The organism is Pseudoalteromonas sp. 20-MNA-CIBAN-0454 (assembly GCF_040308685.1).
GTDB classification, from domain to species: Bacteria; Pseudomonadota; Gammaproteobacteria; order Enterobacterales; family Alteromonadaceae; genus Pseudoalteromonas; species Pseudoalteromonas nigrifaciens.
On record NZ_JBEOOB010000026.1, the window covers coordinates 22792 to 37047 of the forward strand.

Here is a 14256-nt window from a genome sequence, read left to right on the forward strand (position 1 = left end):
GCAATTAAAAGCCTAGGCGCGAGGTAAGCCCCCGCCTACAATTTAAAGGTTTCGGGCTTAGCGCAATGAGGCAATTAGTTATACTATTCGCCTCATTGTGTGAGGCGAATAATAATTGTATGTGTGGTACTAAATTGCAAACTGAAAGGTTTGCGTTAGCAATGGCTGTATATTGGCATTTCCCCTACGCTTTGGATCGATGCTAACAAATCCCCAAAATTCTAAAAAGCGATTGATGAATCGAGATTCAATCAGTCTGCCTAATAGCTCACTCGGACTTGAGTATTGAGACGCTGGAGCGTGACTAAGTAACGCTGGGAATGCGGTAATGACTTCGTCAATTAGTTGCTCGACCGAGGCATGTTTTTGTAGTCGCCACAGCATAAATAGCCAAAATGCGCGCAGATCCACGCTATCGGTAAAGCTGTCGAAGTAACGCCAATTGTATTGCATGATGGCGGCTTCGAGCATAGGGAGGTAAAAAGCATTAATCCCCTGGGTTTGATACAGCTTTTGCACCGATTTTTTAATATGAAAATGGCCACTTTTATAGTAAATAATACCGGCAACATCAGCCAAGGTACGCGTGTAGTGTAGGGCGTTAAACTTATCTTCGTTACTGCCTGCAAATTCACTAATACTGATATGGATGGGGTATTTAGAAACAGCAAAGTTAGGTAGTAGCTCAGAGGCTTGTTTGACTAATTTAGCAGGTAAATTGCCTTTAGCCGTTGCTTTAATTGAGCCGCCTTGTTGCATGGCTTCAGTAAAAATTAATGCTAAATAGCTCATCACTGGGCTACTTGATAAATCTGCTGGAGTATTAAAAGTAACTTTTGTTAATTCGTTGAACGGGGCATAGAGCCAATTAGATATTTGCGTTGGGCAAAGCCCGCAAAAATCACTATCGGCTTGGTTGTTTCGCGCAGCTATTGTTTGTTCTGCGACAAGGTTTAGCTCATCTAAACTTAACTCTGGATTCATGGCTAAAGTTTGCGTTATGTCATCAAATATTTGTGCATGCTGTTTAGTAGATACAGTGTTCATACAACAATGTTTGTGCTTTTTGCCACTGCCACATGGGCAGGGATCATTTCGTCCTAGTTTCATTTATTAGCTCGTTCTGCGCAATATGGGTTTAGTGTTACATCATTATATTTGTTAGTAAATAAAAGCTACGAGCAGAGGGCTAACTGGAAACTGACCGTGGATTGTTTTTTCTCTAAAGCGCAGCGCCTCATACCCTCTTTGTGAATTTTTTACTGGTTGTTTACTTACTTTAGAGCTTCGGCATAATTTTGCCGAAGCTCTAAGCCCGATTAATACCGGCGGTCGCGATCGTGCGGTTGCTCAAATTGTGTTTTAGGCCCTAGCGGTACTACGCCGGTGGGGTTAATAGTTTTGTGGCTGGCGTAGTAGTGTATTTTGGTGTATTCCAAGTCAACAGTGTCTTTAATGCCTGGTACTTGGTACAGCTCAGTGACATAGTTATATAGGTTAGGGTATTCGCTAATTTTTTGCTGATTACACTTAAAATGGCCATGATACACAGCGTCAAAGCGCACTAAAGTAGTAAATAAGCGCCAATCGGCTTCGGTAATTTGCTCACCAACTAAGTAGCGCTGTGTAGCTAGGCGTTGCTCTAACCAGTCTAGGCTTTCGAATAATGCATGGTAAGCGCTGTTATAAGCACTTTGCGTGGTGGCAAAGCCTGCTTTATATACGCCGTTATTTACCGTGTTGTAAATGCGCTCGTTTACGCTGTCGATTTCTGCTTGTAGTGCTTGCGGGTAGTAGTCGTCGGTATTGCCGGTTAGCTCGTTAAACGCGGTATTTAAAATACGCATGATGTTTGATGATTCGTTATTAACTATGGTATGGGTTTTTTTATCCCATAAAATAGGAATAGTGGCGCGGCCTTCGTAATTGGCATCGGCTTTTAAATACAATTGGTAGGCGTAATCTAGGTTATAAAGCGGATCGCCGTGCTCACCAAATTCCCAGCCATTTTCGAGCATTTCGGGCTTTACTACGCTAAGTGTAATTACGTTTTCGAGTTGCTTTAATTTACGCATTATCATGGTGCGGTGTGCCCATGGGCAAGCTAGCGACACATATAAATGGTAACGTCCCGCTTCGGGTTTAAATTGGCTATCGGCGGCGTTTGAAATTTGTTGGGTAAAGCGGCTTGCTTGGCGCTCAAACTTACCGCCAGATTTTTTGGTGTCGTACCATTGGTCAACCCATTTTCCGTCTACGATTAATCCCATTATTAACTCCTTAATGTGCTGTAAATGCATAAACACACACCGCATAGCTATGTGGTGTGTGTTTTAAATAACTAATATTACGCTTTGTTTAAGTTACGGTTAATTACGTTATCAAGTGAGAATTTACCGCCACCTTGGATAACTAAAGCCAGTGTGATTGCTAATAGCGCTAGGCCAAATTCGTAACCGTTGTTGCTCATAAATAAGCCGTTATCAATGTGAGTGGTAAATATAGCCACAACCATAGTAATAGCCAGTACAAAGCTAGCAGGTCTTGTTAGTAGACCAACAATTAAAAATAAGCCACCAAAAAATTCTGCACTACCTGCCATTAAGGCCATTAAAAACCCTGGTGCTAGGCCAATTGATTCCATCCATTGTCCTGTGCCTTCTAAGCCATAACCACCAAACCATGCAAATAATTTTTGTGCACCGTGAGCGGCAAAAATAATACCCGCAATAACGCGCAGTGGTACTGCAGCCAGTGATTGTTCAGTTTTAGTGATAACATTAGCAATATTTTTAATAGTCATAATTTTTGCCCTTATTGATGTTAAGTAAGTATGTTTAATTGAGTATGTAGCCATTGTAGTTGTTGTTATGTAATTAAATAACGCCTATTATTTGCTTGATATGTTCAAATAATTTGAATAGTTGTTATTTGGATGAAAAAAACCATGAGTACACCTCCTATTAGTATTGAAGCGTTACTGGTGCTTGACGCTATTGAGCATCGTGGCAGTTATGCGGCAGCCGCAGAGCAATTAAATAAAGTACCTTCGGCGCTGTCCTACATAGTACAAAAACTAGAAGAGCAATTAAACGTGACTTTGTTTCAGCGTCAGGGGCGTCGTGCTGTGTTGACTCCTGCGGGCAAACATTTACTGACCGAGGGGCGCAAGTTGCTTACGGCGATTAATTCATTGTCGGAGCAAACACAAACAATTGCGAACGGCTGGGAGCCAAAAATTCGTATTGCTTTGGATTCTATTATTGATATAAAACCGATATTTACCAGTATAGAGCAGTTTTTAGTAGAGCATAAAAATATTGAAATAGATGTACAAGAACAGGTAATGAACGGCAGCTGGGAAGTGCTGATTGAAGATAAAGTTGATTTAGTTATTGGCGCGCCGTCGCCAGTGCCGAACCAAAAAGGCATTCGCGCGGTTAAAATAGATGAGTATCAAAGTGTACTTGTGGTAAATAGCACGCACCCGTTAGCAACGCAGCAGCAACCACTCGATATGAGTAGCCTTGCTCAGTACCGCAGTGTGATAGTACACGACTCTGCAGAGCAAGAAATTCCATGGTCGGCAAATATAATAGAGGGCACCCAGCGCTTTTTTGTTAGCTCTGTTGCGCAAAAAATTGCGGCTATTATTGCCGGTATAGGTATTGGTTATTTACCCAAGCGTTTAATTGAGCAGTATATAGGGTCGGGGCAGTTAGTGGAGGTAAAGCTAACCGAGCAACGACCTTGCCAAGATCTATTTATTGCCTGGAAAATAACTAATAAAGGTAAAGGGTTGCAACGACTTACCTCACTGTTACTACAACCTTAACGTTGCGCTTTTAAAGCTAACAGCCGTGTAAGGCTGTTAGCTAATAGCTGTATTAAATGTAATTTACTACTTAAAAGCCATGGTAAGCTCTTTATTCTTCTAGGCTTTCATCTAGGGTAATTATAATACCAACGGTAATAATACGGTCGCCAACCATTTCACAAATAGTGAGTTTTACGTCATCAAGTTCAATAAAGTCATCTACCTTAGGTAAGCTGTTTAGCGAGGTTTTTAGTACTTGCTCTAGCGTATCGTTTGGTTCAGCAGCAATATGAATATCGTAAGAATAGGCTATGCTGGCTACGCTGGTATTGCCTTTAACTCTTAGCTCTTTTGCCGAAAGCTCGGTAATATCTTGATCAATCGTGCTTGAAAAAACACAGTCAACAAACTCGCGGGTATGCGGTTTTAGTACCATAAATAGCTGATCGTCTGCCTGTAATAACGTAGAGCCGCGCGGGGCAATAATATTATTATTACGACTGATCATTGCCATTACTGTGCTATCGGGTAGTGCTAATTGCGATAAACGACGGCCAACAGCGCGTGACATTTTGCCTATGGTGTATTCAACAATATCGGCGTCAACATCGCCTAAAGCAGTGATCTCTAACGTGGCTGCGGGAGTCACTGGCGGTGGTAAAGTAAGCTTTAGTTTGCGGGCCATTAAAGCAAGCGTTGAGCCTTGCAGTGTGGCTGAAATTAACACCACAAAAAATACTACGTTAAATATGAGTTCGGCGCCAGGCAGGCCAAACATAAGAGGAAATATTGCTAAAATAATAGGTACTGAGCCGCGTAGCCCAACCCAAGACACTAAGGTGATTTCACGCGCTTTAAAACCAAATAGCGCTAACACCGGAATAACCGCCAAAGGGCGAGCAATAAATATAAGCACTAATGCAATGATCAGTCCCTCAAACCACACATCTAATAACGAGGTTGGGTTTATTAATAAGCCCAACACCACGAACATGGTAATTTGACCTAACCAAGCTAACCCGTCGTGGAATAAAAACGTACTGCGCTGAAACACAAAACGGCTGTTGCCAATAACCACACCGGTAATAAATACCGCTAAAAACCCGCTACCACCAATGTTTGCGGTAATACCAAATGAGAGTAAACCACACGCAGCAACCAATACCGGATACAAACCGGTAGCAACTAATTGAATTTTATTAATTAATTTAACAGAGCTCCAACCCACGGCTAAGCCGACTAATGCGCCTAAGCCCATTTGTGATACAAACATGAGTAATAGGCCTGTGCCTAGCTTCATGTCGTTTACCAGAACCTCTAGTAAGCCTACGGTTAAAAATATTGCCATGGGGTCGTTTGAGGCACTTTCTATTTCGAGGGTGGCTTTTAGTTTGGTGTTTAAATGAATACCGGCATTACGCAGTAGCGCAAATACGGCTGCGGCATCGGTTGAGCCTACAATAGCGCCAAACAATAAGCCTTGTAGCAAAGGAATATCAAGCATGTATGCGGCAGCAACTCCAGTTACTGCGCTGGTAATTAGTACCCCAAGGGTGGCCAACACGGAGGCGGGTTTCCAGACTTTTTTTATCGCTTTTAAGGGCGTTTGCAAACCGCCATCAAATAATATCATTGCTAATGCGAGCGTACCTAAAGAATGCGCCGCTGCTGCATTGTCAAAAAATATGCCTCCGGGGCCATCTTCACCAGCGAGCATACCGACCATTAAAAACATTACCAGTACAGGCAAACCGAGACGAGCTGATAATTTACTGGATACAATACCCAGTAAAATTAATACCGCGGCTAACAATATTATTTGATCAATCAAAAACATATATTATTCTCATTTGTAGCTAAGGGCTGGGTTAGGTCGTTATTGTAAGTTATGCACTAGAGCATGGGATAGTAGTTACTCTGCTGCTAAGTATGAACTGGTTTTCATTTTTTAATAGGTAAAATAATAAGCGATAATAAACATGGGTTTGTTTACACAAAAATGTTTTTAGCTTTTGATATTGTAGCATTATTCTCATTAAATAGGGAGGGCCAGCGTTATAAATAGCAGGTATTAGTAATCTGCTAAAAACTTGCCAAGCTCGGTGTTAAAGGGCCATTTTTAGATGTCATTTTAGCTCGCGCTTTAGGTTTAATATTTACAGTGAGAGTTTTGGGTCAACTTAGCCGCTTTAGTTTTTAACCTTTTAGATTGCTTTTTAAATTTGCACTTCGCCTTTGGCACTATTACCACTTAGTAAAAGTCATTTACACAATGAGGGGATTATTTATTAATGCATAAGAAATATAATGCTCTACTTATTTTTACTAGCACAGTCATCGTATGCCTAGGTTAAGGCGCGAAAGCAGCACAAGTAAAAAGGATCAGGGAAACTTCCTGATTAACTGAATTATTACAGAGGTTTTTATGACGTTATCCCTAACTCCACGCCTAACACAGTTAGCCAATGCTGATTTGATCCAACCATTGGCACATATTAAAAGGGGTATCGAAAAGGAAGCTTTACGAGTAACTACAGATGGTTTGTTGGCACAAAACCCTCATCCTTATAATTTAGGCTCGGCGCTAACTCATCCTCATATCACTACAGATTACTCAGAGTCGTTATTGGAGTTTATTACCCCAGCAGTTGAAAGTATTGATGACACACTCGACTTTTTACAACAATTGCACCGTTATACTGCCACTGAACTAACCGCGCAAAATATATGGCCAGCAAGTATGCCGTGTGCGCTTCAAGGTAATGATAGTGTGCCTATTGCTCAATATGGTAGCTCGGTGCAAGGACAAATGAAGCACACTTATCGTCGTGGGCTAGATATGCGCTACGGGCGTATTATGCAAAGTATTGCGGGTATTCATTTTAATTTTTCATTACCGGATAGCTTTTGGCAGGGGTATCAAACTCTACAGGGTAACCAAGACTCGCTTGCTGATTTTCGTTCTGCTCAGTATTTTGCGCTGATCCGTAACTTTCGTCGCTATGGTTGGTTATTGCTTTATTTATTTGGTGCATCTCCTGCGTTAAGCCACTCGTTTGTTGATGGCCGCGCGCATCAGTTAGCCAGTTTGGGCAGCGATACGCTTTATATGCCTTATGCAACTTCGTTGCGAATGAGTGGTTTTGGCTATCAAAACGATGCCCAAGCGAGTTTAAATGTAAGTACCAATAACTTAGCTGAATATAGCCGCGATTTAACACAAGCGCTTCACACGCCACATGCACCTTATACGCGTATAGGGGTTGAGGTAAATGGTGAAAAGCGTCAGCTAAACGATAATATTTTACAAATTGAAAACGAATACTACAGCGATATTCGCCCTAAACGTGTTACTCACGCGGGTGAAACACCACTGCAGGCTATGAACGATCGCGGGGTTGAATACATAGAAGTACGGAATCTCGATATTAACCCCATGTTGGCGCTAGGTATTGATGACACTCAAATTCGCTTTTTAGATACATTTTTACTGTTTTGCTTATTACAAGATAGCCCAGAAATTGGCGAGCAAGAACAACAGCGCTTGGCACGCAATCATACCCGTGTGACCGAGCAGGGGCGATGCCCTGATTTACTGCTAGAAACTGCTAATGGTGATCTTAGTCGCAGTGCTTGGAGCGAACAGCTATTTGCAGAGCTAGATGCTATAGCAGAGTTACTTGATCAAGCTGGTAGCGGCTACAGTGAGGCGATACAACACTACAAGCCATTATTACAACAGCCAGAGCTAACTCCGTCGGGGCTTATGTTGACGCAGCTTGTCGCTAATAATCAGGATCACAGTGATTGGGTAGGGCAGCGCGCCACTGAGCTCACTGCACAATGGAAAAAAATGCCACTGAGCGCAGCACAAAGCGATTACTTTAAACAGCTTGTAAGCTCATCACACGCAGAGCAGCAAAAGTTAGAGGGTAAGGTTTAGCAAAAGAGCAGCTTTTAGGTGTCGGGCTTTAGCTTTTAGATAGATGATACGACCCCGATAAAGTAAACCGCACTAGGGTCGTATCAAGGTCAATACGCCCTATCAAGCTTGGTACTTGGATTTACTTGTAGGTGCGATTTTATATCGCACTTTTTACAATTAAGCCTCAAACTCTGGCCGAAATTAATAAACCACAACAATAAAAGTAAACCCCAAATGAGCCAATACACTTTTTGAAATTTATATTGGCACTTAACTTACCAATGTATAAAACCTTTAACTCTATTCTTTAGTTTGCATATTTTTAGCACGCTGCTCGGCTTCGATCAGGGCTTGAGATTTAGGTTCACGTTTTTTCTCTGCTATTTTAGGTTTTACCGATGAATTTGGATCCCAGCTATCATCCAGCGATAGGTTAGCAAATGGGTTGCTGTTGTCTATTTGCACATTTTGCTCTTTAGGCTCAGCTACTGGTTCTGGCTGTTGGTTTGTATCTGCTTTTATTACAGGCTTTGCTTTACTACCTGGTAGCGGTGCATCGGGATCGAAAGTACGTACTTCGGGCTCTTTAAATTCGTGCTCGGTATTAAATGAAGTTGCTTGCTCTGTGGTGCTGTTTACAGGGGGGTGTATATTCGTTGTTGGTTGCTGCGCAATAATTGGCTCTGGGCTGATATTGGCGGGCTCAATTGCATTTTGAGCTGGCGTTTGATCATTAATTGCTGCTGGCGCTTGTTGAGTAACCTGTTGTTGGCGCTGCTTTTTAGTAGGCAGTGGTGCATCGGGATCGAACATGCGTACTTCTGGCTCGGCAAAGTCGCTGGCATTTTTTATTCGCTCTAAGGTGTTTTTAGCCGCGGCTTCAAACTCTGCGGTATTGGGCTCTGCTTTTGTTTTTGTTTTGGGTTTTTCATTACTAAATGTTGTATTTGTTGTTTTAGCTACGGTTTCTGGCTCGCTAGTACTTGCTTGTGGTTTTGCCAGCGCGGCATCAATTTGCTGCATTGAAACAGATTCTGCCGCAATTTGTGCTGTTGTCGTATTTTGCGTATTTACGGCGCTAGGGCTTGGCTTAGCTGCCGATTTAACTACTGATTTAACTGCTGGTTTAACTACTGGTTTAGGAGCGGGTGTGGTAACAGCTGGGCTCGTTGGCAGTACTGTTGCCACCTCAGAATTACTTTGTTTAGAGCGGCGCATACGTACTAAAACCATTACCCCAATAAGTACTATTAGCAATAATAATAAGCTAGGTAGCAGTAGTGAAGCGGCGCTTTCGGTATTTGGTTTTGATACTGGCGTAGGTTTTATATTTGCCGGCTTTTGTGCTGCTGCGATGGGCTCTGCGCTTATTTCTGTCGTGTTTGTCTGTGTACTTTTAGCTGCCGGATTTTTTATATCAGTGCTTTTTACATCAGTACTTTTTATATCTGAGCTTTTTACATTAGTAACGGGTTCATCAGTTGTTACTTGGCTTGTTTGACTAGGGCTTGCTTGTAACTCGGTATTAATACTCGCGGTATTGTCTGCCTCAGAGTGTGTTTTTAAAGGCTCAACAATAGGCGCTTTAACCGGCTCAGTAATAGGCTCGGGCAGTGCCTTCTGCGGCTCTGGATCATTAACAATAGCATGTGGCTTAGGTTTTGGCTGAGTTGGTGTTACTACCGGCTTATTGCAATTTTTATTATAGTCGCGCGCGGCATTGCGGTAGCTGCGGCCCGTTTTGTTATTACTGTGCTGCTGCATTTCTTGTTTTATAAGTATGCACATAGCTTGGTTATAGGCTGCGCTATTAAAGCTATAAAATAGGGCAACACAAAGGGTCAGGCGTGTGAGTATTTTTATCATAAAGTTCAGTAGCGCTTAAGCATCAATAGTTTGATTTTAAGCGCTAATTTAAAATATATCTACTGTGGGCTACTCAATTACCATTAGGCTGCGATATTCGTCGTAGGCAAATTGATCGGTCATGCCGCTTATATAATCTTGAATTAACCGACAGCGGTAATAAAACTCATAGGCGGTAAAGTGATCAGGCTCTTCTTGCATTGCATCTATGGCGTGCTGATAGCTGTTTAAGTGCTTTTTAGAAAGCTTTTTAACCAGTCGCGATTCTATTAATAAGCGTGAATCGCCATTGAGCGCTCGTTTAAAATCGTCACTGCTTAATAATAGCAGTGGTTTGTAACAATCGAGCAGGCCGTTAATAATGCGGTAGCCTTGTAGTTCGAGTTTTTCTACTTCTTTGTTTGAAAATACATATTCAAGCGCCACTTGTTTAAGGGTTATGGTGAGTGCGTGTAAATAGCTGCGATCCTCAAGTAGTGCTTGGTTAAAATCGCCATGATAAATGGGTTCTATGTGTTTAATAAAGCGTTTAGCCGCATGATTAACTAACGGATGCAGCAGCGCTACGCGTAAGTATATAAAAAATTCACTATTAAAATTATAAGGTTGTGCGTTGGCACGCTCAAGTGCGTAGTCTACGGCTTTATTTACAAAGTCTTGATGCTGGCTGTCGTCTATAGTGAGGTTTATAAGTACTTTTGTATAATGACTTTTAAGCTTTTGGCATAATAGCTCGGTGCTTATTATGTCTTTTTCTACGGCGTCTTCTATATCGGCTAGGCAATAGGAAATATCATCGGCGGCTTCCATAATATAACTTGCAGGGTGACGGCAATACGGCTGAATTTCAAGCGCAGTTTGCAGTGCCTCTACAAAGTTTTTTTCGCTGTAGTAGTAACCGACCTTTTTCATTAAATAGTTTTTGTTTTGTGGTATCTCTTTTTTGTCGAGCCCGGCAGGGCGGGTATATTTTAAAATACCGGCACTTTGGCTGTAGGTTAAATTAAGTAATTGTAATGAGTGAATAATACGTATGCCTTGGGCATTGCCTTCAAAGCTGCAAATGTCGTGTGCTAGGCTTTTAAAAACAACCCCAATACCAGAGTTAGGCTGTTTACAGCGCTCGGGGGTTACACTTGCTAAATTATTATTAAACCAATGGTTTATGGCGGCTTCACCAAAGTGACCAAACGGCGGATTGCCTATATCGTGCATTAGGCAGGCCATTTCAACTAGGCTTTCTAACGGCCGCTCTAGCTCGGTGAGTCCGTAGTCTTGCAGCTGCTGATAACTTAGTGATGCAAAAATACGTTGTACTATAAAGCGCCCTACTTGTTGTACTTCTAACGAGTGAGTAAGGCGAGAACGTACCGCGGCGTTGCGCTCTAGTGGAAACACTTGGGTTTTTTGTTGTAGGCGACGAATAGCGGCGCTGTTTATAATTCGGCCCCGATCGCTCTCTAGTGCCATTTGTAAGTTAGCGGTAGTGCGATACATACGTGCGGGGGTTATTTTTTTACTAAAATCGATCATCATCTTGTCCTTTTTTAAGCTGATGACAGGCATAGTTTTAGCGCATCGTCATATGTTTTTCATTAATTTGCTTTAATCTATCAGTTTGTATCTTAAATTAATATATTGCTTTAAGATCGAATTACAAAGCAGGTTTTTAGATGTCAGGTAAAGGTTAGCCAAGTGCGGTGATTGTAAGTAGGCGGGAGTTTACTTCGCGCTGTTACTTTGTAGGCGCACAGCTTGCTGGCGCGAAAAGCGTAGCTTTTAATTTTTAGCGCTTTGGTAGAGATGAGCCAAACGTGCTCATTTGCACACATATTTTATAAATAAACGTTATGTTAAACAGGGTATTAAAATGAAACAGTGGATTGTAAAGGCAATATCGGTTTGCCTTTTATTAGGGATGAGTAATGCGTTTGCCGCAAAAGAGCAAACGGTAGTACTTATATCAATTGATGGTATGCGCTGGGATTATATAGAAAAACATGGTGCGCCTAATTTAAAAGCAATGGGTGATCGCGGTGTAAGAGCACAAAAGTTGATTCCGGTTTATCCTACCAAAACGTTTCCTAACCATCTTTCAATTATTACCGGCTTACTCCCTGTTAATCATGGCATTGTTGACAATAGATTTTGTGATAAAGCCCGTAATAATGAATGCTATAGCATGGGCAAAGGCTTTACCGATAGTACTTGGGTTAGCGGTACGCCGTTGTGGAACTTGGCTAAAATGCAGGGACTTAAATCGGCAGTTTATTTTTGGCCTGAGTCGGATGCGCGTTTTAACGGCATGACCCCTGACTACTATTTTCATTACTCGCAGCATAGTGACTATCAAGACCGGGTTGATCAAATAGTGCAGTGGTTAAGTTTACCTAAAGCGCAGCGCCCACGTTTTGTTGCAGGTTATTTTTCATTGGTAGATAGCATGGGGCATAAATATGGGCCCGATGCGATGCAAACGCGCGATGCAGTTAAACAACTCGATGAGTTAATGGGGCAATTACAAGCGCGTTTAAGCAAATTAGATCAAGAAGTAAACTTAGTGATAGTGTCGGATCATGGTATGGCGCAGCTTGATCCAGCTAAAAGTATATTAGTTAGTAGTTTACCTAAAGATGACAACTTTTTAGTAAAAAATACCGGCCCGCGGTTACTTATTTATACAAAACCTGAGGCGGTTAATGCCGATATTGAGGACTATAAAGCGCGTTTACAACAAGCAGCTAAAGGGCGTTATACGGTATTAACGGCTGAGCAGTTAGCGGGCTATCATTATAATAAAGGCACCCGTGTAGGCGATATTGTAGTGCAAACAACGGCACCAGCAATATTTGCTAGTTCAGAAAAAGCAGGCCCTATAGGCACCCACGGTTATGCTTATACCGATGATATGGCAGCAACCTTTTTAGCTGTTGGCCCTGCGTTTAAAAAGGGTATGAGTATTGAGCAAGTTAATAACTTAGATATTTATCCGGTATTGGCAAAAATAATGGGGCTAAAGCTACTTAGTAAAACCGACGGCGACGGTAAAAGCTTAATGCCCGCTGTGCAGCGAAAAATGATAGTGCATTAATCTGTAGTCTAAAAAATAACAGCTTAGGCTGTAAACTACATAATACCTAAGCGGCTAATTAGCCGCTTTTTTATGCCTGTAAACTGACATGACTATTTTTCACTCAAATTAGACCTCTTGCTAATTGCAAAGTATTTAACTGCCACGTATGTTAAAAATATAACAATAATAAATAGAGAAACTTATGGCAGGGATTGATCAGTTAGTTAGCCGTGTAATGGCAGGGTTGGTGGCCGTTATTATTGGCTTTACCAGCTCAGTAGCACTGATTTACCAGGTGGTTATTGTGCTTGGTGGCACGCCTGAGTTAGTAGCCAGCTGGATTTTAATGCTGGGCTTAGTAATGGGCAGCACCTCTATTATTTTATCGTATTATTATAAAGTGCCTATATTAATTGCGTGGTCGACTACAGGGGCTGCACTGCTAATTTCTACCGCCGATGGCTATAACCTAAATGAGGCCGTAGGGGCATTTATGCTCTGTGCACTATTGGTATTTTTATCGGGAATGACGGGCTGGTTTGAAAAAGTTATGAACCGTATTCCCAGTGAGCTTGCCTGTGCCATGCTTGCGGGCGTATTAGTTACTTTTGGCATTGACGTATTTAACTTTATGAACGAATTACCGTTAATGATTGGCTTAATGGTATTAGTTTACTGCATAGGTAAACGTTACTTTGCACGTTTTACTATGTTAAGTGTACTAATAACCGGCGTATTACTGGCGTGGAATATGGGCCATATTGATACCAGCAACTTGCAATGGCAAGCTAGTAGTTTTGCTTATATAGCCCCAAGTTTTAACTTTCAGGCATTTATTAGTATTAGTATTCCTTTATATATAGTAACCATGACCTCACAAAATTTACCCGGTATTGCAGTACTAAAAGCCCATAATTATAAAGCGCCAATTTCGGCGTCACTTAATGTAACGGGTTTTATTAATTTAGTAACAGCGCCATTTGGCACCTATTCAATTAATTTAGCTGCCATAACAGCCGCCATTTGTATGAGTGAAGATGCAGATAAAAATCCCGATAAACGTTATTGGGCGAGCATAGCCGGTGGCGTTTTTTATATTATTATGGCGCTGTGCGCAGCAACATTAGTAGCCGTAGTGGCCAGCTTACCGCAAGCATTAATTTTAGCTTTAGCGGGCATTGCATTATTTGGCACTATTGCTTCAAGCCTGCAGCAAGCACTGCATAGCTCACAATATAGCGAAGCCGCCATAATTACATTTTTAGTCACTGCGTCAGATTTAACCCTGTGGTCGGTAGGCTCTGCCTGCTGGGGAATTATAGCAGGCGTATTAACGTTATTTATTATCCGTAAGGGTTAAAAGTAGGTTGTAGGGAAGCGATTAGGCGCTAGGTTTTAGGCGTATAAAAATTAAAAAGCTCACCACTGGGTGCTACTCCTTTGTGGTGAATTTTCACTTTTACCCGTGCACAAGGCACTAAGCAGACAAAAGGTTTTTTACTAAAGGTGCGATTAAGCTACAGCAAACCGATCTTAGTCAGTTAATACCTAAAGCCTGATACCTAAACCTGCTCT

10 protein-coding genes are annotated in these 14256 nt (G+C 41.8%); 4 read left to right on the top strand and 6 right to left on the bottom strand.

Annotated features, from left to right (window positions below; all coding sequences use genetic code 11):
* Nucleotides 1-129 precede the first annotated feature (129 nt).
* From AAEZ22_RS13005 to AAEZ22_RS13015, 3 genes are all read right to left on the bottom strand, one after another.
* Entirely contained in the window at nt 130-1110 is a 981-nt protein-coding gene (locus tag AAEZ22_RS13005; RefSeq protein WP_086996885.1) for a YecA family protein, read from the bottom strand.
* A 209-nt stretch (nt 1111-1319) separates the two neighbouring features.
* Nucleotides 1320-2270, bottom strand: coding sequence for a glutathione S-transferase family protein (locus tag AAEZ22_RS13010; RefSeq protein ID WP_192532590.1), 951 nt, complete (start codon nt 2268-2270; stop codon nt 1320-1322).
* Between the two features lie 77 nt (nt 2271-2347).
* The gene (locus AAEZ22_RS13015; protein WP_058374694.1) at nt 2348-2803 is read right to left on the bottom strand and encodes a DoxX family protein; all 456 of its coding nucleotides are present in this window, start codon (nt 2801-2803) and stop codon (nt 2348-2350) included.
* 144 nt (nt 2804-2947) lie between these two features.
* On the opposite strand from AAEZ22_RS13015, the gene AAEZ22_RS13020 reads away from it, so the two are divergent.
* Nucleotides 2948-3835: a LysR substrate-binding domain-containing protein gene (locus tag AAEZ22_RS13020; protein WP_089369321.1), complete on the top strand. Its 888-nt coding sequence runs from the start codon at nt 2948-2950 to the stop codon at nt 3833-3835.
* A gap of 91 nt (nt 3836-3926) precedes the next feature.
* On the opposite strand, the gene AAEZ22_RS13025 is transcribed toward AAEZ22_RS13020, so the two are convergent.
* Complete coding sequence (locus AAEZ22_RS13025; protein WP_089369055.1) at nt 3927-5654, bottom strand: potassium/proton antiporter; 1728 nt, start codon at nt 5652-5654, stop codon at nt 3927-3929.
* A 588-nt stretch (nt 5655-6242) separates the two neighbouring features.
* On the opposite strand from AAEZ22_RS13025, the gene gshA reads away from it, so the two are divergent.
* Nucleotides 6243-7760 (top strand): glutamate--cysteine ligase, encoded by a 1518-nt coding sequence (gshA, locus tag AAEZ22_RS13030; RefSeq protein WP_350546815.1) that lies wholly within the window; start codon nt 6243-6245, stop codon nt 7758-7760.
* Between the two features lie 282 nt (nt 7761-8042).
* Here gshA and AAEZ22_RS13035 read toward each other — a convergent pair whose 3' ends face one another.
* Nucleotides 8043-9608, bottom strand: coding sequence for a cell surface protein (locus AAEZ22_RS13035; protein WP_350551355.1), 1566 nt, complete (start codon nt 9606-9608; stop codon nt 8043-8045).
* A gap of 69 nt (nt 9609-9677) precedes the next feature.
* Nucleotides 9678-11144: a dGTPase gene (gene dgt, locus AAEZ22_RS13040; protein WP_041454886.1), complete on the bottom strand. Its 1467-nt coding sequence runs from the start codon at nt 11142-11144 to the stop codon at nt 9678-9680.
* Nucleotides 11145-11478: 334 nt separating this feature from the next.
* Between dgt and AAEZ22_RS13045 the strand changes: the two genes are divergently transcribed.
* Both AAEZ22_RS13045 and AAEZ22_RS13050 read left to right on the top strand, forming a co-directional pair.
* Nucleotides 11479-12699 carry an alkaline phosphatase family protein gene (locus AAEZ22_RS13045; protein ID WP_350551358.1) on the top strand — a complete coding sequence of 407 codons (1221 nt, stop codon included), beginning with the start codon at nt 11479-11481 and terminating at the stop codon, nt 12697-12699.
* Between the two features lie 184 nt (nt 12700-12883).
* Complete coding sequence (locus AAEZ22_RS13050; protein WP_086998222.1) at nt 12884-14041, top strand: benzoate/H(+) symporter BenE family transporter; 1158 nt, start codon at nt 12884-12886, stop codon at nt 14039-14041.
* Nucleotides 14042-14256: the final 215 nt, after the last annotated feature.

Coding starts and splice junctions, on each gene's coding strand:
- AAEZ22_RS13010 (WP_192532590.1), bottom strand. CDS start 2,270: ATGGGATTAATCGTAGACGGAAAATGGGTTGACCAATGGTACGACACC.
- AAEZ22_RS13050 (WP_086998222.1), top strand. CDS start 12,884: ATGGCAGGGATTGATCAGTTAGTTAGCCGTGTAATGGCAGGGTTGGTG.
- dgt (WP_041454886.1), bottom strand. CDS start 11,144: ATGATGATCGATTTTAGTAAAAAAATAACCCCCGCACGTATGTATCGC.
- AAEZ22_RS13045 (WP_350551358.1), top strand. CDS start 11,479: ATGAAACAGTGGATTGTAAAGGCAATATCGGTTTGCCTTTTATTAGGG.
- AAEZ22_RS13005 (WP_086996885.1), bottom strand. CDS start 1,110: ATGAAACTAGGACGAAATGATCCCTGCCCATGTGGCAGTGGCAAAAAG.
- AAEZ22_RS13020 (WP_089369321.1), top strand. CDS start 2,948: ATGAGTACACCTCCTATTAGTATTGAAGCGTTACTGGTGCTTGACGCT.
- AAEZ22_RS13035 (WP_350551355.1), bottom strand. CDS start 9,608: ATGATAAAAATACTCACACGCCTGACCCTTTGTGTTGCCCTATTTTAT.
- AAEZ22_RS13025 (WP_089369055.1), bottom strand. CDS start 5,654: ATGTTTTTGATTGATCAAATAATATTGTTAGCCGCGGTATTAATTTTA.
- gshA (WP_350546815.1), top strand. CDS start 6,243: ATGACGTTATCCCTAACTCCACGCCTAACACAGTTAGCCAATGCTGAT.
- AAEZ22_RS13015 (WP_058374694.1), bottom strand. CDS start 2,803: ATGACTATTAAAAATATTGCTAATGTTATCACTAAAACTGAACAATCA.